At 71.9% G+C, this 15,619-nt stretch carries 13 protein-coding genes and 1 riboswitch; of the genes, 8 read left to right on the forward strand and 5 right to left on the reverse strand.

Annotated elements, in window-relative coordinates:
- Nucleotides 1-49 precede the first annotated feature (49 nt).
- Complete coding sequence (locus tag ABT004_RS12310; protein WP_351334720.1) at nucleotides 50-646, reverse strand: helix-turn-helix domain-containing protein; 597 nt, start codon at nucleotides 644-646, stop codon at nucleotides 50-52.
- Nucleotides 647-771: 125 nt separating this feature from the next.
- On the opposite strand from ABT004_RS12310, the gene ABT004_RS12315 reads away from it, so the two are divergent.
- The gene (locus ABT004_RS12315; protein ID WP_351334722.1) at nucleotides 772-1,485 is read left to right on the forward strand and encodes a class I SAM-dependent methyltransferase; all 714 of its coding nucleotides are present in this window, start codon (nucleotides 772-774) and stop codon (nucleotides 1,483-1,485) included.
- Nucleotides 1,486-1,653: 168 nt separating this feature from the next.
- Here the strand turns inward: ABT004_RS12315 and ABT004_RS12320 are convergent, their stop codons facing one another.
- Nucleotides 1,654-2,838: an MBL fold metallo-hydrolase gene (locus ABT004_RS12320; protein WP_351334724.1), complete on the reverse strand. Its 1,185-nt coding sequence runs from the start codon at nucleotides 2,836-2,838 to the stop codon at nucleotides 1,654-1,656.
- Nucleotides 2,839-3,079: 241 nt separating this feature from the next.
- Here ABT004_RS12320 and ABT004_RS12325 point away from each other — a divergent pair, with 241 nt between their 5' ends.
- The 5 genes from ABT004_RS12325 to ABT004_RS12345 are packed head-to-tail and all read left to right on the forward strand — an operon-like array spanning nucleotide 3,080 to nucleotide 9,796.
- The gene (locus tag ABT004_RS12325) at nucleotides 3,080-4,237 is read left to right on the forward strand and encodes an acyl-CoA dehydrogenase family protein (RefSeq protein ID WP_351334727.1); all 1,158 of its coding nucleotides are present in this window, start codon (nucleotides 3,080-3,082) and stop codon (nucleotides 4,235-4,237) included.
- Nucleotides 4,234-5,928, forward strand: a complete 1,695-nt coding sequence (locus ABT004_RS12330) for a 5-guanidino-2-oxopentanoate decarboxylase (RefSeq protein WP_351334729.1) — start codon at nucleotides 4,234-4,236, stop codon at nucleotides 5,926-5,928. The genes ABT004_RS12325 and ABT004_RS12330 overlap by 4 nt, the downstream gene beginning before the upstream one ends.
- Nucleotides 5,925-7,172, forward strand: coding sequence for a glutamate dehydrogenase (locus ABT004_RS12335; protein ID WP_351334732.1), 1,248 nt, complete (start codon nucleotides 5,925-5,927; stop codon nucleotides 7,170-7,172). The genes ABT004_RS12330 and ABT004_RS12335 overlap by 4 nt, the downstream gene beginning before the upstream one ends.
- Complete coding sequence (locus tag ABT004_RS12340; protein WP_351334734.1) at nucleotides 7,169-9,289, forward strand: acetate--CoA ligase family protein; 2,121 nt, start codon at nucleotides 7,169-7,171, stop codon at nucleotides 9,287-9,289. The genes ABT004_RS12335 and ABT004_RS12340 overlap by 4 nt, the downstream gene beginning before the upstream one ends.
- 51 nt (nucleotides 9,290-9,340) lie before the next feature.
- Nucleotides 9,341-9,796 (forward strand): VOC family protein, encoded by a 456-nt coding sequence (locus ABT004_RS12345; RefSeq protein WP_351334737.1) that lies wholly within the window; start codon nucleotides 9,341-9,343, stop codon nucleotides 9,794-9,796.
- Between the two features lie 26 nt (nucleotides 9,797-9,822).
- Here ABT004_RS12345 and ABT004_RS12350 read toward each other — a convergent pair whose 3' ends face one another.
- Nucleotides 9,823-11,391 (reverse strand): APC family permease, encoded by a 1,569-nt coding sequence (locus ABT004_RS12350; RefSeq protein ID WP_351334739.1) that lies wholly within the window; start codon nucleotides 11,389-11,391, stop codon nucleotides 9,823-9,825.
- 228 nt (nucleotides 11,392-11,619) lie between these two features.
- Between ABT004_RS12350 and ABT004_RS12355 the strand changes: the two genes are divergently transcribed.
- Nucleotides 11,620-12,258: a TetR/AcrR family transcriptional regulator gene (locus ABT004_RS12355; RefSeq protein WP_351334742.1), complete on the forward strand. Its 639-nt coding sequence runs from the start codon at nucleotides 11,620-11,622 to the stop codon at nucleotides 12,256-12,258.
- 91 nt (nucleotides 12,259-12,349) lie between these two features.
- Here ABT004_RS12355 and ABT004_RS12360 read toward each other — a convergent pair whose 3' ends face one another.
- Nucleotides 12,350-13,177: an SGNH/GDSL hydrolase family protein gene (locus ABT004_RS12360; protein ID WP_351334745.1), complete on the reverse strand. Its 828-nt coding sequence runs from the start codon at nucleotides 13,175-13,177 to the stop codon at nucleotides 12,350-12,352.
- Nucleotides 13,178-13,362: 185 nt separating this feature from the next.
- Entirely contained in the window at nucleotides 13,363-14,145 is a 783-nt protein-coding gene (locus ABT004_RS12365; protein WP_351334747.1) for a M23 family metallopeptidase, read from the reverse strand.
- Nucleotides 14,146-14,148: 3 nt separating this feature from the next.
- Nucleotides 14,149-14,316, reverse strand: a riboswitch (cyclic di-AMP (ydaO/yuaA leader).
- Between the two features lie 387 nt (nucleotides 14,317-14,703).
- On the opposite strand from ABT004_RS12365, the gene ABT004_RS12370 reads away from it, so the two are divergent.
- On the forward strand, nucleotides 14,704-15,501 hold the full coding sequence (locus tag ABT004_RS12370) for a tyrosine-protein phosphatase (protein WP_351334750.1): 798 nt from the start codon (nucleotides 14,704-14,706) through the stop codon (nucleotides 15,499-15,501).
- The last annotated feature ends 118 nt before the right edge of the window (nucleotides 15,502-15,619 follow it).

The following is a 15,619-nucleotide window of genomic DNA, read 5'->3' on the forward strand; positions in this document are numbered from 1 at the left end:
AGGAAACTCGACGGGCCGGATTCAAGACGGATGGAGACCTAGAGCCGACCTAGAGCCTGTCGTCCGGGCGGAAGCGGGCCTTGATGTGCATGCGCTCTCCCTGGGGACCCAGGATGCTGAGGAATTCCACGGCGCGTTCGTCGGCGTTGCCGAACCAGTGCGGGAGGTGGGTGTCGAACTCGGCGGCCTCGCCCTCCGTGAGGATGACGTCCTGGTCGCCGAGCAGGAGGCGCAGCCGGCCCTGGAGTACGTACAGCCAGTGGTACCCCTCGTGCGAGCGCGGCTCGGGTTCCCGGCCGTCGGTGAGGCCCGCGGGAAGGGTCTGCTTGAACGCCTGGAGGCCGCCGGGCTTGCGGGTCAGCGGCACGATCGTCACGCCGTTGCGCGTGACTGGACGCGGGTGCACGCGCGGGTCGAGGTCGGCCGGGGCTCCGACCAGTTCGTCGATCGACACCTGGTGGGCCCTGGCCAGCGGCAGCAGGAGTTCGAGCCCCGGCTTGCGGTGCCCGGACTCGAGGCGGGACAGCGTGCTGATCGGGATTCCGGTGGTTTCCGACAGGGCTGTCAGGGTGGCGCCCTTGTGCCGGCGCAGCTCGCGCAGCCTCGGTCCGACCGCGGCCAGCACCCCGTCGACGTCGTCGCTCATCCGTCCACCGTGCCCGCGTTTTGCGTTTTCTGCAAAGAAGTTTGCCCGTACGCACGCGTGGCGCGACCTTGGCGTCGACGGGGTCACCTCACCGTCGAACCGACGAGAGACAGGACCGGACGCCAATGGACAACGACTTCACCCAGCGCGACAGCACCCAGTTCGACACCCCCGAGCACGACGGCCCCCAGTCCGACACCGCCCAGGAGTGGGACACGCGGTACCGCGCCAGCGACCAGCTCTTCAGCGGCAACCCGAACGGTGTGCTGGTCGACGAGGTGAGCGACATGCGGCCCGGCCAGGCGCTCGACGTCGGCTGCGGCGAGGGCGGCGACGCGCTCTGGCTGGCCCGGCGCGGCTGGCAGGTCACGGCGGTCGACGTATCGGAGGTCGCCCTGCGCCGCGCCGCCGAGGCCGGCGCCGATGTGGCGGGCCGGGTCTCCTGGTCGCGGGCCGACCTGGCCGTCACGCCGCCGCCGGCGGGCGCCTTCGACCTGGTGACCGTCCAGTACTTCCCGCTGCTGCGCAGCGCGGGCCTGGCGGCGGCGCGCGGACTCGTCGACGCGGTCGCGCCCGGCGGCACACTGCTGTTCGTCACGCACGCCCTGGCGGACCTGGCGCAGGACCATGCGGTGACCGCCAAGTTCAACCCCACCAACTACTACTGGGCGGACGACGTCGCCGCACTGCTCGCCGGGGACGGCAGCGACGCCGGCCGCCGCGACGGCGACCGCGCCTGGAAGATCGAGGTCAACGAGACCCGCCCGCGCACCGCCCCGGCCCCGCCCGGCACACACCACCACCGGGACACGGTCCTCCGGGCCCAGCGCCTGGCGTAAACGGAAACCGGGGCCGGGCAGGGCGGGACCGGGGCGGGCCAGTAGGCGCCGGACGGCACCCAGCCACCCACCGCCGACGGCGCGGCCCGCCAACCCGCCAACCGCAGTCTCCGCGCCCTCCGCCCTCCGCCCTCCGTCCTCAGCCCTTTCCCCTCGACCGCCCTCCACCTACCCCGCGACCACGATCCCCGCATCCTCCGCCCCCGTCACGGGCCCGCCCACCGGCCACCCGCCCTGCGGTTCGGCCGCGACCGCCCGCCACCACTGCTCCGTGGGCAGCGCCTCGGCGTCCGGCTCGAAGGGCTCGCCGGGGCGCGGCAGCGCGATGCGCGCGGCGGAGCGGCGGGCCGCGGTGACGGTCCCCTCGCCGGGCTCGGTCCACGCGTGCGGCGCCAGGTTGAACGTGCCCCAGTGGATCGGCAGCATCGGCCCGGCCGCGGGCCCTCCCTGTAGGTCGAGGTGGGCGCGCATGCCCTCCTCCGGGGTCATGTGGATGTCCGGCCAGTACTCGGAGTAGGCGCCGATCTGGATCATCGTCACGTCGAACGGACCGTGCTCTGCACCGATGTCGGTGAAGCCGGAGAAGTACCCGGTGTCGCCACTGTGGAAGACGCGGTGCTCGGGCCCGGCGGCCACCCAGGAAGCCCACAGGGTGTGCTGCGTGTTGCGCAGGCCGCGGCCGCAGAAGTGGCGGGCAGGGGTGGCGGTCAGTGTCACCCCGGCGACCTTCGTCGACTCGTGCCAGTCCAGCTCGCGCAGCCGGTCCGCGGGCACGCCCCAGTGCTCCAGGTGCGCTCCGACGCCGAGCGGCACGGCGAACACGGTGTCCGTGTGGGCGAGCGCCTTGATGGTGGGCATGTCCAGGTGGTCGTAGTGATCGTGCGAGATCACCACCACGTCGACCGGCCCCAGCGCGGCGAGCGGCAGCGGCGCCGGGTGCAGCCGCTTGGGCCCCGCGAAGGCGAACGGTGAACAGCGCTCGCCCCACACCGGGTCGAACAGCACCCGCACCCCGTCTATCTCCGCCAGGACGCTGGAGTGCCCCATCCACGTGATCCGCAGGCCGCTCGACGGCGGCTTCGCCAGGTCGGCGAGGGTGGTGGCGTGCACGGGCACGGTCCCCGTGGGGGCCCTGCGGGCGCGCTCGTCCTTCCGGAAATAGTTCTTCGCGAACTCGAGCATCGAGCCGTCGGGCCGAATGCGGGCGCCCTCCGGGTTCCGGAAGGACCCGTCCGCGAAGTTCGGGGACCGGCGGATGCGGTCCAGACGTGCTCCTGCGGGCTCGGCGCCAAAGGCATCGGGCTGGAGCGAGCGCAGCCCGGAAGTCAGAGAACGAGACACGGCGCCTCCCATTGATCGATCAGGTTTCCCATTATGTGCGGCACCACTGACAACGCGCCGGGTGCCTCTTCTGTGCCCGAGTCCCAGGGCTTGTGACCGGCGTCCCTCCGCCGCCGTCCCGCACCCCTCGCAGAAACTGATCCATCATTCAGTACCAGTTCGATTGACAGCACTCTCGACGACTCCGGATACTGACTGGCGATTCAGTAAAGCCAACTGGATCCAGCGAAGCCGGAAGCCGTATGGAGGCACCGTGTCGGAACTCCCCACCGAGCTGGTCCCGCTCACTCCCGAACAGCACGCCGTCGTCGAGCTCGCCCGGACGTTCGCGGCCGAGGAGATCCGGCCACGCGCGCGTGCTGTCGACGAGGCCGACGTCGAGACGCCCTGGGACCTGTGGCGCAAGGCGGCCAAGGTCGGCATCACCGGGTTCATGCTCCCCGAGGAGTTCGGCGGAGGCGGCTTCACCGACGTCTTCACGCAGGTCCTGGTACAGGAGGAGCTGTGCGTCGGCGACCTGGGCATCGGCAATCTGCTCTGCTCGAACGGCTTCTTCGCCGACCCCGTGCTCGCCCTCGGCACCGAGGAGCAGCAGCGCACCTGGCTCACCCCGCTCGCCGGCCCCGACACCCCGATGACGTCGCTCGCGACCACCGAACCGGGCGCGGGTTCGGACGCGGCGTCGATCGCGACGACGGCCCGCCGCACCGAGGGCGGCTACTTGCTCAACGGCCAGAAGTCGTGGATCTCGAACGCGGGCGAGGCCGACCGCTACGTGGTGTTCGCCAAGACGGATCCGACGCAGCGCTCGCGCGGTGTCAGCGCCTTCCTTCTGCACAGGGACACCGAGGGTGTCAGCTTCGGCGAGCCGATGCGCAAGATGGGTCAACGCGCCATCGTCTGCCGGGAGATCTTCCTCTCCGACGCCTTCGTCCCCGCGGAGAACCGGCTCGGCGACGAGGGCCAGGGCTTCAACGGTCTGATGCGCACCTTCGACATCTCGCGCGCCGTCCTGGGCGCCGCCGCCACCGGTGTCGCCCGCGCCGCCTACGAGTACGCACGCGACTACGCGCGCACGCGCGAACAGTTCGGCAAGCCCGTGATCGAGCACCAGGCGGTCGCGTTCCGGCTCGCCGACATGCGTACCCGCGTCGAGCAGTCGCGCCTGATGACGTGGCGCGCGGCCCGCCGCCTGGACGCGGGCCTGAGCGCCACCACGGAGGCGGCCATGGCCAAGCTCACCGCGTCGGAGACGGCGGCGTACTGCACATGGGCGGCAGTGCAGACGCTGGGCGGCTGGGGCTACTCGCGCGAGTTCCCGGTCGAACAGTGGATGCGCGACGCCAAGTTGGAGGAGATCGAAGAGGGCACCTCCGACATCATGCGCCTGATCATTGCGAGGTCACTGTGACGTCTGTCCACGAATCCGCCGTAGTTACGCGTCACAGTCCCGAGCCGCCACCGGACCGCACCCACCTCACCGGCGGCGAAGCCCTCGTCCGCGCCCTGGCCGCCCACGGCGTCACCCGGGCCTTCGGCATCCCCGGCACCCACAACCTGGAGATCTACCGCCACTTGACGGCCTACGGTGTCGCGCACACCGCGCCGCGCCACGAACAGGGCGCCGGATACGCGGCGGACGCGTACGCGCGCGTGACGGGCACGCCCGGAGTGGCGATCACCACCACCGGGCCCGCGCTTCTGAACATCGCGGCGGCCGTCGGCCAGGCGTACTCGGACAGTGTGCCGCTGCTGGTGATCTCGCCGGGCATGCCGCTGCGCCACCCCCGCCAGCCGACGGGCCTGCTGCACGAAATGCGCAGCCAGACCGAGGCGTTGCGGAACGTGGCCGCCTTCAGCCACCGGGTCTCCTCGGTGGCGGAGATCGGTGCGGCGGTGGCGCGTGCGTTCACGCTGTTCCGCTCGGAGCGGCCGCGTCCGGCGCACATCGAGATCCCGCTCGACCTCCTGGAGGCGGCCGAGCCCACGGGCCCGGCCCGCACCGCTCCCCCGGCCGCGCCGCACGTCCCCGACGCGGCACGCGTCGAGGAGGCCGCCGCGCTCCTCGCCCACGCGCAGCGCCCGGCCATCGTCCTCGGTGGCGGAGCCCGCGGCGCGGCGGACCAATGCCTCGCCCTGGCCGAACAGTTGGCGGCCCCGGTGGTCACCACGGCGAACGGGAAGGCGATCGTCGACGAGGGCCATCCGCTCTCCCTCGGCGTGTCCCTGCACAGCCCGGTGGTGCAGGAGTGGCTCATGAGCCTGGACGTGGTCCTGGCCGTCGGCACGGAGCTGGCCGAGTCCGACATCTGGACGGCCGAACCGCTCCCCCTCCAGGGCCAGTTGATCCGGGTCGATCTCGACCCCGCGCAGATGTACGCGGGCGTCCCGGCGAACGTCCCCCTGGTCGGCGACGCACAGGCCACACTCGACGCGCTCACCCTCGCAATCGCGGCCGCCACCACACACACCACCGCCACCCCGAACCCCACCACCGCCCACGCCCGAACCACCGCCCACGCCGAAACCGCCGCCCTCAGGGCATCCCGCGACACCGAATCCCGCCCCCGCGACGCCCACTGGCTGCCCTACCTGAAGGCGATCCGCGGCACCCTCACCCCGGACGCCGTCGTCACCTCGGACAGCGCCCAGTGCTGCTACTACGGGGCCCTGCCGCACCTCACCCTGGGGCCGCGCGCCCGCTACCTCCACCCCACCGGCTTCGGCACGCTCGGCTATGCGCTGCCCGCCGCGATCGGCGCGAAGGTCGCCTGTCCGGACCGCCAGGTGGTGGCGCTCAGCGGCGACGGTGGGCTGCAGTTCTCAATCCAGGAGCTGGCCACGGCCGCCGCGCTCCAACAGCCGCTCGCCGTCGTCGTGTTCGACAACTCCGGTTACGGCGAGATCCGCGACGAGATGAAGGCCCGCGGCGACGCACCGCTCGCGGTCGACCACGCGCGCGTGGACCTGCCCTCCCTCGCCCGCGCCTACGGAGGACACGGCGCGACGGCCCACTCCCCCGAGGAGCTCGCGAAGCTGCTGAGCACCGCCCTGACCACTCCCGCCCCCACCCTGATCGTCGTCCCTGAGGAGTCCGCATGACCACCGCCCACACGCCCGCCGGCACCGCCACGCCCCCGACGGGCTGGACCACCCCGGGGACAGCCGCGGCGGCCCCCCTCACCCAGCTCACCTGGACCGACCATGTCACCGGCCGCCACGGCTACTTGGTGATCGACCGCTTGGTGCGCGGCGTCTCCAGCGGCGGCCTGCGGATGCGGGCCGGCTGCACACTGGAGGAGGTCGCGGGGCTCGCGCGCGGCATGACGATGAAGGAGGCGCTGCACTACAACCCTCAGGGCCGCTACATCCCGCTGGGCGGCGCCAAAGGCGGCATCGACTGCGACCCGCAGGACCCGGAGGCGTACGGCATCCTGGTGCGCTACCTGAAGGCGATGCGCCCGTCCATCGAGTCCTTCTGGACGACGGGCGAGGACCTGGGCCTCACGCAGGACCTGGTCGACAAGGCGGCGGCCGAGGCCGGGCTCGTGTCGTCCATCCAGGCCGTGTACCCGCTCCTGGACGACGAGGAGACGGCCCGTCAGCGGCTCGCGGACGCCTTCGCGGTGGACGTCGACGGCATCGGTCTCGACGAGCTGGTGGGCGGCTGCGGCGTCGCCGAGGCGGTCCTGGTCGCGCTGGACCGCGCCGGCCGCTCCTACGCAGGCACCCGTGTGTCCCTCCAGGGGCTGGGCACCATGGGCGGCGCCACGGCCCGCTTCCTCACGCGCGCGGGGCTCACGATCGTGGCGGTGGCCGACCTGAAGGGCACCATCGCCAACGACGCGGGCCTCGACATTGAGGCGCTGCTCGCGGCCCGCGACGCCTACGGCACGGTGGACCGGGAGCGACTGCGCCCCGAGGACCGCGAACTGCCGGGCGACGCCTGGCTGTCGGCGGACGCGGACGTACTCGTCCCGGCCGCGGTCTCGTACGCGATCGACGCGGCGAACCAGGAGCGGATCACGGCCCGCTGGGTCGTCGAGGCGGCGAACATGCCGGTGCTCGCGGAAGCCGAGGACCTCATGACCCGGCGCGGCATCACGGTGCTGCCGGACGTGGTCGTCAACTCCGGGACGAACGCCTGGTGGTGGTGGACCCTCTTCGGCGACATCGGCGCGGACGCGGACGAGGCGTTCGCCTACACGCGGCGCTCCATGCGCTCCCTGATCGACCAGATGCTCGCGCGCGCGGAGGGCGACGGAACGACCCCGAGGGCAGCGGCGCACGCCATCGTCGCCGACCGCCTGCCGATCCTCGCGGAGAGGTTCGGGTGGTACAGGTGACGACGTCAACAAGCCTGGGCGCGCTGTACGACCCGGCGTCCGTCGCGGTCGTCGGCGCGTCCGACAACCCGGAGAAGTGGGGCTACTGGCTCGCGGCGGGCGCCCTGACCGGCCGCGCCCGGCGCGCGGTCCACCTGGTCAACCACAAGGGCGGCCACCTCCAGGGCGAACCGTTCCGCCCCGCCCTGTCCACGCTGACCGAGCCACCCGAGCACGTGGTGGTCGCCGTCCCGCCCCACCAGGTGCGCCCAGTGGTTCAGGAGGGCCTCGACGCGGGCGCCCGCTGCTTCACAGTGATCACGTCGGGCACCACCGAAGAGGACTCCCTCGCGAACCTGGTCACCTCGCGCGGCGCCCGCCTGCTCGGCCCCAACTGCATGGGCATCGTCGACACGAGCAGCCAACTCCGGCTCAGCTGGGGCGACTTCCCGGTCGGCGCCCTCGGCCTGGTCTCGCAGAGCGGCAACCTGGCCCTGGAGATCGGCAGACATCTCGACCGTGCGGGCGCGGGCTTCTCGCGCTTCGTCTCGCTCGGCAACCAGCGCGACATCGACGCCGCCGACGCCCTGGAGTCCCTGATCGCCCACGAGCCCACGAGAGCGATCGCGGCGTACGTGGAGGACTTCCGGGACGGCCGCCGCCTCGCGGACGTCCTGGCGGCCGCGCACGCCGCGGGAAAGCCGGTCCTGCTCCTCACGGTGGGCCGCAGCGCGGCATCGGGCCGCGCGGCCGCCTCCCACACGGGCGCCCTCGTCAGCCCGCACGCGACGGTCGCCGCGGTCTGCCGCGACGCAGGTGCCCTCCTCCTGAACTCGGCGGGCGAACTCGTCGACACCGCCCTCCACTTGATGTCCCCCACCCTCCCCCTCGTACGTTCCCGCCCCCACCCCCCACGCCACGAAACCACCCCCGCCCCCGCCCTGGCCCCGGCCAGCGCCACCCCACCCCCTCCGCACCGGGTCGCCGTCATCGGGGACAGCGGCGGGCAGGGCGCGCTGGCCGCCGACTCGTTCGCCGGGTGCGGCTTCGATGTGCCCGCGCTCTCCCCGGCCACCGTCGAGTCCCTGGCCGCGCACCTGCCGCCGGGCGCGGGGCGGGTCAACCCGGTCGACCTGGCGGGTGCGGGTGAGCGGGATCTGGCCACCTACGCGCGCGTGGCGGCCACCTTGCTGCACAGCGGCGACGCTGACACGGTGGTGCTCACGGGCTACTTCGGGGACTACGCGACCGCGAACCCGGCCCAGGCAAGGCGCGAGTGCGAGATCGCGCACGCCCTCGCCGACGCCGCCGGCGCCGCGGGGCGGGCCCTACTCGTGCACACCATGGCCCGCGACACCCCGGCCCTCGCCGTCCTCAAGGAACGCGGCATCCCGGTCCACGAGCGCGTCGAGCAGGCGGCAACGGCACTCGCGGGCGCCGTGCGCCTGGCCTCCGCGACTCCGCGCCTGCCGCAGGAGCGAACCACTCCCCCGGCGGCGTACGAGGTCGAGGACGGCGGCTACGAGCGGGTGCGGGAGCTGCTGGCGTCCTACGGAGTCGCGTTCCCCACGGCCGAGTTCGTGACGGACGCGGACGCTGCGGCGGAGGCTGCCTACCGCACGGGCTACCCCTTGGTGCTCAAGGCGATGGGGCTCGCCCACAAGACCGAGGCCGGCGGTGTGGCGCTGCACATCGCCGACGAGCTCGCCCTGCGGACCGCGTTCGCGCGGATGCGGGAGGCCACGGGGGCGGCCCGGTACGCGGTCGAGTCGATGGTGACGCCTCCGTACGCGCGCGAACTCATCGTCGGCGTACGCAAGGATGCGGCGTTCGGCCCCGTCGTCATGGTCGGCGCCGGAGGTGTCACGGCCGAACTGCACGCCGACACCGCGCTGGCGCTGGCCCCGCTCACCCCGGCACGCGCGCGTGCGCTCCTGCTTGAGCTGCGGCACGCGCCGCTGTTGACCGGGTGGCGCGGCGCACCGGCCGTCCATCTGGAAGCGGCCGTGGCGGCGGTGTGCGCGGTGGCACAAGCGGCGGCGGATCACCCGGAGTTGACGGATCTGGAGGTCAACCCGCTGCTCGTGCATCCCGGAGGGGCGATCGCGCTGGACGCGCACGCGGTGCGGGCCTCGTAGGGACCGGTGCGCAGGCGGGCCGTTGTCAGACCCGCCTGGGATGCTCCGAGTATGGAGATGAACCTGCAGCTGACGATCGACTGTTCCGATCCGCGGGCCATGGTGGCCTTCTGGGCGGAGGCCCTGGACTATGTGCCCGAGCCTCCGCCCGAAGGGCACCCCACGTGGCGCGCCTACTGGGCGGCGATCGGCGTCCCCGATGAGGAGTTGCCCGCCGGTGCCGGGGACCTCCCGGAGTCGATCATCGATCCCGCGGGGCGTGGACCGCGGGTGTGGTTCCAGGTGGTTCCCGAGCAGAAGGCCGCGAAGAACCGGTGGCACTTCGATCTGAGGGTCGGCGGCGGCCGAGGCGTCCCGCTGGACGTCCGCACCCAGCGGGTCGACACCACGGTGGAGCGGCTCGTGAAAGCCGGTGCCACCGTGCTGCGGATCAAGGACGAGCCCGACACCGGATTCTACGCCGTCGCCCTGCAGGACCCGGAGGGCAACGAGTTCGACGTGGTGTGACGACGGCCTCGGCCACCGTGCCCGGCCTACTCCGAGCCGGCTCCGCGCGCCCGCCGCCGCGCGGGCGCCCCGCACGCGTAGAACACCAAACCGATCACGACGAACAGGAGCAGCGGCAGCACCTGGCTGAGCGTGTACGGCAGCCGCTGGCCGGCGAACGACTCGGGCAGCGAGTCCGCCGGGTTGCCAGCCGTGCCGAACCACCCCACCCCGAAGCCGGGCCAGACGAGCACGACCACGGTGAACGCCACGAAGCCGGTGGAGAGCGCGGTCACGATCCAGGCGCCCGCCCGGCCGCCCGGCACGGCGTAGGGCCGCTCCTGGTCGGGGTACTTGCGGCGCAGCACGGCGAGGCTCGGGAACGTGATGACGTAGGAGATGAACGTCGTGCTGATGGTCAGGCCGAGGCCCGCCGCGAAGTACTTCTCACCGTCGCCTCCGGTGAGATTGAGGGCGACGACGAACAGGATCGAACCGAGCACGGCGGACAGGATGTTGACCCGGACCGGCGTGCCGTGCTTCTCGGAGATGCGACCCAGCCAGGCCGGGCCCGCGCCGTCCGCGCACGCCACGGCCTGCGCACGGTGGGCGCCCATCGCCCAGGTGACACCGGAGGTGAGCAGCCCGATGATGAGGCCCGCCGCGGCGACCCCGCCGAACACGGAGCCGAGCCCGGTCAGCGTCACCGTGCCGTCGGCCGCGATCGAACCGCCGTAGACCGTGAAGACGGCCTTGCAGGCGTCGATGAAGCCGCCCAGGCTGCCGATCTCCTGGCTGGGCAGAACGAACAGGATGCCGAGGATGGGCCCTCCGTAGAGCAGCACGGCGGCGAGGCCGGAGCGCAGGATCGACAGCGGGATGTCGCGGCGCGGGTTCTTCATCTCCTCGGCGGCCGAGCTGGGCAGTTCGAAGCCTACGTAGTTGAAGATGAGCACCGGGACGAGCGCCACGAAGCCCGCATACGTAGGCGTGAATTCGCCCGCGGGCAGAGCGTGGATGCCATGTTCGGCGGCGTACACGACGACGGACACGAGGAAGAAGCCGAGCAGCACGACACGCGCGACGGCGCCCGCGATGGGCACCCACTTGCCGATGCGTACGGACTGCACCACGGCGAGCGCGCCACCCCAGATGAACACGAACCCGGCGACGTACTTCCACACGCCCGGCAGCGGCGTGAAGAACTCCTCCCAGGTCGTCAGCGCGATGATGCACAGGCTGCCGCCCACCCAGACGGGATTTGATATCCAGTACAGGAGTTGGTTGACGCCCGCGACGAGCCGGCCAAAGGCGAGGCGGGTCCAGACGTACGGGCCGCCCTGCACGGGGAAGGACGAGCCGAGTTCGGCGACGAGCAGCCCGTAGGGGAGGAAGAAGACGACAGCCAGGATGACCATCCAGGTCAGGCCCTGCGGGCCCTGTGCGGCGACGGATCCGATGGTGTCCAGGCCGACGAGCGTGCAGATGAGGAAGAACAGCACGTCCAGCCGGCGCAGATCCTTGCGCAGCCGTGAGCGCTGCTCGCCCCAGCCTTCGGAGAGGTCGGGCTCGTCCCCGGCGGGCGGGGTCGGCGAGAGGGACGGCGCGTGGGTCACGATTGCTCCTGGCGAGAACAGAACGGGAACAGAACGACGAGAGCACTGACGGCACTTGGGCCCTGCTCGGGCCGCGCCCACCCCCGACCGGCCGACTTATTGACTGAACGGCCAGTCAGTAGTGGAACGTGACGCGACTGTGGCCCCTGCGACGGCGGGGCGTCAAGAGTCCTGCACCTGAACGAGCGCCTGAACGAGTCGGTGCGCAGGAACAACTAGGGTTGCGGCGTGACCAGAGTCCGGTTGAGCGTGGCCGAGCGGCGCGAAGAGCTGCTGGGGGCCGCCATCGAGCAGATCGAGGCGCGCGGAGTGGCCGCCGTGCGCATCGCCGACGTGGCGTCGGCGCTCAGCGTGAGCAACGCGCTGGTGCTGTACCACTTTTCGACGAAGGAGAAGCTCGTCGCGGCCGCGTTCGCGCACGCCGCCGAGAGCGACCTGGCCCACCTGCGCAAGCTGCTCGGCCGCCGCACGACGGCCCTGAAGCGGCTGCGCGCCGCGGTGCGCTGGTACGCGCCGACGGGTCAGGCCAAGGGGTGGCGGCTGTGGATCGAGGGCTGGGCCGCGGCGCTGCGCGAGCCCGCGCTGCGGGAGGTCACACGGGACCTCGACCGGCAGTGGAAGGCGGCGCTCGCGGAGGTGATCGCCGAGGGCGTGGCGGCGGGCGAGTTCGGCTGCCCCGACCCGATGGCGGCGGCGCTGCGGCTCACGGCGCTGCTCGACGGGCTCGCCGTGCAGCTGACGGCGTACGAGGACAAGCGGGCCAGGCCGGCCACGGTGTCGCGGGCCCGCATGCAGGAGTGGGTGGATGAGGCGCTCGCCCGCGAACTGGGGCTCGAGCGCGCGGAGTTGACCGGGGCGGGACGCTGACGGGAAGCCGTCAGCGCCGCCGAACCGCCGAGGGGCGCCGCGTCAGAACGCCGCCTCCCGATGAGTCCTACCCCGTACTGCGGTGAATGCGTCAGGAAGCCCGCTCCAGGTGCGCCTTCACGGCGTGCGGGTCCACGAAGCCCTTGGCCTGCACCCGGTCGCCGGAGGACTCGCCGCGCAGCCTGCGCCCGATCCACGGCACCAGGAACTCCCGCGCCCAGTGGATGTCGTCGCGCCGCACCTCGAACGTGCCGCGCGGGGGCAGCAGCGGCCACGCCTGCTCGGGGTTGGCCGGCACCTCGACGCCGAGCGCCTGGGCGGCACGCAGCGCCACGCGCGTGTGCCCGTCGGGCGACAGGTGGAGGCGGTCGCCGTCCCAGGCCCGGCGGTCCTGGATGGACTTCAGGGACCACAGGTCGAGCATCACGCAGCCGTGGCGGTCGGCTATCGCCCGCAGATGCATGTTGTACGTGGCGATCTTGCCGCGCAGATGCTTGAGCACGGCCACGTCACGGGTGTCGAACCCGGTGGCCACCATGACGGTGCCTGCCGCGTCGGCGAGCCGGACGACAGCCTTCTCGAAGCGTTCGGCCACGTCGTCCGGGTCGGTGCCGGGGCGGATGATGTCGTTGCCGCCGGCGACCAGGCTCACCAGGTCGGGGGCGAGCTCGACCGCCTTCGGGACCTGGTCCGCGACGACCTGGTCGAGGAGCTTGCCGCGCACGGCCAGGTTCGCGTACCGGAAGGTGTCCTCGGGGACACGGTCGTCCAGGAGGACGGCGAGCCGGTCCGCCCAGCCCGCGAACTTACCGTCGGGGCCGGGGTCGCCGACCCCCTCGGTGAAGCTGTCGCCCACGGCCGCGTAGGAGCGGATCGTGCCGTTGAGTGAGTCCGTGAGTGCTCTCGATTCGTTTGCCACGACCACACATCTTTCACCCTCGGGTGTGACCTACGCGACCGTAGCCAGGGGTTGACGCGTGGTGAGATACCCCACCCGCCACATGGGGAATAAGCGTGGAATAAGCGCGCGAACGCGATTCGGCGCCCGGGGTGCTCCCCGGGCGCCGAAGGGAGCGGGCCGACGGGCGGCCGCTACGTCACGTCTCAGGCGTTCACACCGTGCTCGCTCAGGTACGCGATCGGGTCGATGTCCGAGCCGTAGTCCGCACCCGTGCGGATCTCGAAGTGCAGGTGCGGTCCGGTGACGTTGCCGGTCGCGCCGGACTTGGCGATCTCCTGGCCGGCCGTCACGGTGGCGCCCTGGGCGACACCGATCGACGACAGGTGGCCGTACTGGGAGTAGTGGCCGTCGGCGTGCTGGATGACGACCTCGTTGCCGTACGCGCCGCCCGAGCCGGTCGAGACGACGGTGCCGTCGGCGATCGACTTCACGGAGGTGCCGGTCGGCACCGAGTAGTCGGCGCCGGTGTGGCTGCCGCTGGACCACATGGAGCCGGAGTTGCCGTAGCCCGTGCCCTTGGCGCCGTCGACCGGCGCCGTGTAGTCGCCGGAGGCGGTGGTCTTGGCGCTCGTCTGCGTGGCGGCGGCCCCGCTCTCGGAGCCGGAGTCGTCCGCGGCCGCGCCGCCGAGGTCGAGCTTGACGCCGATCTTGAGGTGGTCCGCGTTGGAGCCGACGGCGTCCTTGTTGTTCTCGTACAGCTTCTTCCAGCCGCCGTCGACGTCCTGCGCCTTGGCGATCTTCGAAAGCGTGTCACCGGCCTTGACGGTGTACGTCGTGGTGTCGGCGGTGCCGCCGGACGTCGCGGCCTGTGCGCCGGTGGCGCCCATCAGCGGGAGCGCCACGGCGACTCCACCGGCGGAGGCGACGGCGGCGACACGGGCGATGCGCTGGGAGGTCGAAAGGCGGTGCTTTCCCTTTGCGGGCATGCTGATTTTCCTCTCCGTCGCCTACGAGGTGAGCTGTCGGGTTCGGGCTGGAGATGCCCGGCCACGCCCGGGGTGCGGGCGCGGCTTCACCCCTAGCCGCTTCGGGAAATCCCTACGCGGCGTACTGCGTGTGGGTCCCCCGCTCCTGCCGTGGACGGGTAGTCGAAAGGAATCCGGGCGGCGGCAGGACTAGGCGTTCCGACCGGATTGATTGGTGACCGTAGGCGAACCGCAATGGCTACGACAAACCCCGAATTCGCTTGCGGCGGCAATTCATTGGGTTTCCGGGGCCGTCCTGCGTAACCCTGCGTCGACATTCTCTGCTTTACCAACGCCATACCTTCGGGGATTACTGGGCAGGCAATCCTGGCCGCCCGGCACGCAGCGTCACGAACATGAAGCCGGTCACGCACACGCCCACAAGCCCCTCCGATCCATGCACAGTTGACACAGAACGGGGCGAATCGGACAGATGGTTGCCTGGGGAACCGATGTCGTATCGTCAGGAGCGCGCCCACCGGCGACCCAACGCCGGTGCACCGATTGGGAGGAGCCCCTGTGACGCAGCACGCACCGTCCACCGAGCCCGAGCTGACCGGAGTGCGCAACTTCCGAGACGTGGGCGGCCTTCCCACCGTGGACGGCCGGCGCGTGCGTCAGGGCGTTCTGTTCCGCAGCGGTCACCTCGCCCACGCCACGGCCGAGGACTCGAGCTTCCTCTCCTCCCTCGGCCTGCACACGGTCTTCGACTTCCGCAACGGCGCCGACCTGACGCTGGAAGGCGCGGACGTCGAGCTGCCCGGCGTGCGCAATCAGAACCTGCCGCTCAACGACCCGGCCGACGGCGCCGAATTCTGGACCATGGTCCGCGACGGCAACATCGATCAGCTGCGCCAGATCCTCTCCGAGGGCCGCGCGGCGAACCGGCTCGTCGAGTCCTACCGCACCATGATCAAGGAGCGCACCGCCGAGCACAGCCGCGTGCTGCACTCCCTCGCCGAGGACAGCCTCCCCGCGCTGATGCACTGCGCGGCGGGCAAGGACCGCGCGGGCCTGTCGATCGCGGTGACGCTGCTCGCGGTGGGCGTGGAGCGCGACGCCATCGAGGCGGACTACCTCAAGTCCAACGAGAAGCACCGCCGCTACAACGTGCGCCGCACCGCCACCGCGAAGGACGCCTACTCCCCCGAGATCATGGAGCTGCTCAGCCCGCTCTTCGACGCCCGCATCGAGTACCTCAACGCGGGCCTCGAGACCATCGACGAGCACTGGGGCGGCACGGACCGCTACCTCGAAGAGGGCCTGAAGCTCACTGCGGCGACGCGCGAGCGACTGCGCGAGCGCCTTCTCGCCTGACCGCCGAGCGCCGAGCGCCGAGCGCCGGAGGGTGTCTGGCCCGAGCGTCGCAAGTGCCTGGCACGAGCGCCGCAGGTGCCTGGCCCGTGCATCGCAAGTGCCTGGCACGAGCGCCGCA

Origin of the sequence: Streptomyces sp. NPDC002790, from assembly GCF_040295505.1 — a bacterium.
Lineage (GTDB): Bacteria > Actinomycetota > Actinomycetes > Streptomycetales > Streptomycetaceae > Streptomyces.

Coding starts and splice junctions, on each gene's coding strand:
- ABT004_RS12310 (WP_351334720.1), bottom strand. CDS start 646: ATGAGCGACGACGTCGACGGGGTGCTGGCCGCGGTCGGACCGAGGCTG.
- ABT004_RS12315 (WP_351334722.1), top strand. CDS start 772: ATGGACAACGACTTCACCCAGCGCGACAGCACCCAGTTCGACACCCCC.
- ABT004_RS12320 (WP_351334724.1), bottom strand. CDS start 2,838: ATGGGAGGCGCCGTGTCTCGTTCTCTGACTTCCGGGCTGCGCTCGCTC.
- ABT004_RS12335 (WP_351334732.1), top strand. CDS start 5,925: ATGACCACCGCCCACACGCCCGCCGGCACCGCCACGCCCCCGACGGGC.
- ABT004_RS12345 (WP_351334737.1), top strand. CDS start 9,341: ATGGAGATGAACCTGCAGCTGACGATCGACTGTTCCGATCCGCGGGCC.
- ABT004_RS12365 (WP_351334747.1), bottom strand. CDS start 14,145: ATGCCCGCAAAGGGAAAGCACCGCCTTTCGACCTCCCAGCGCATCGCC.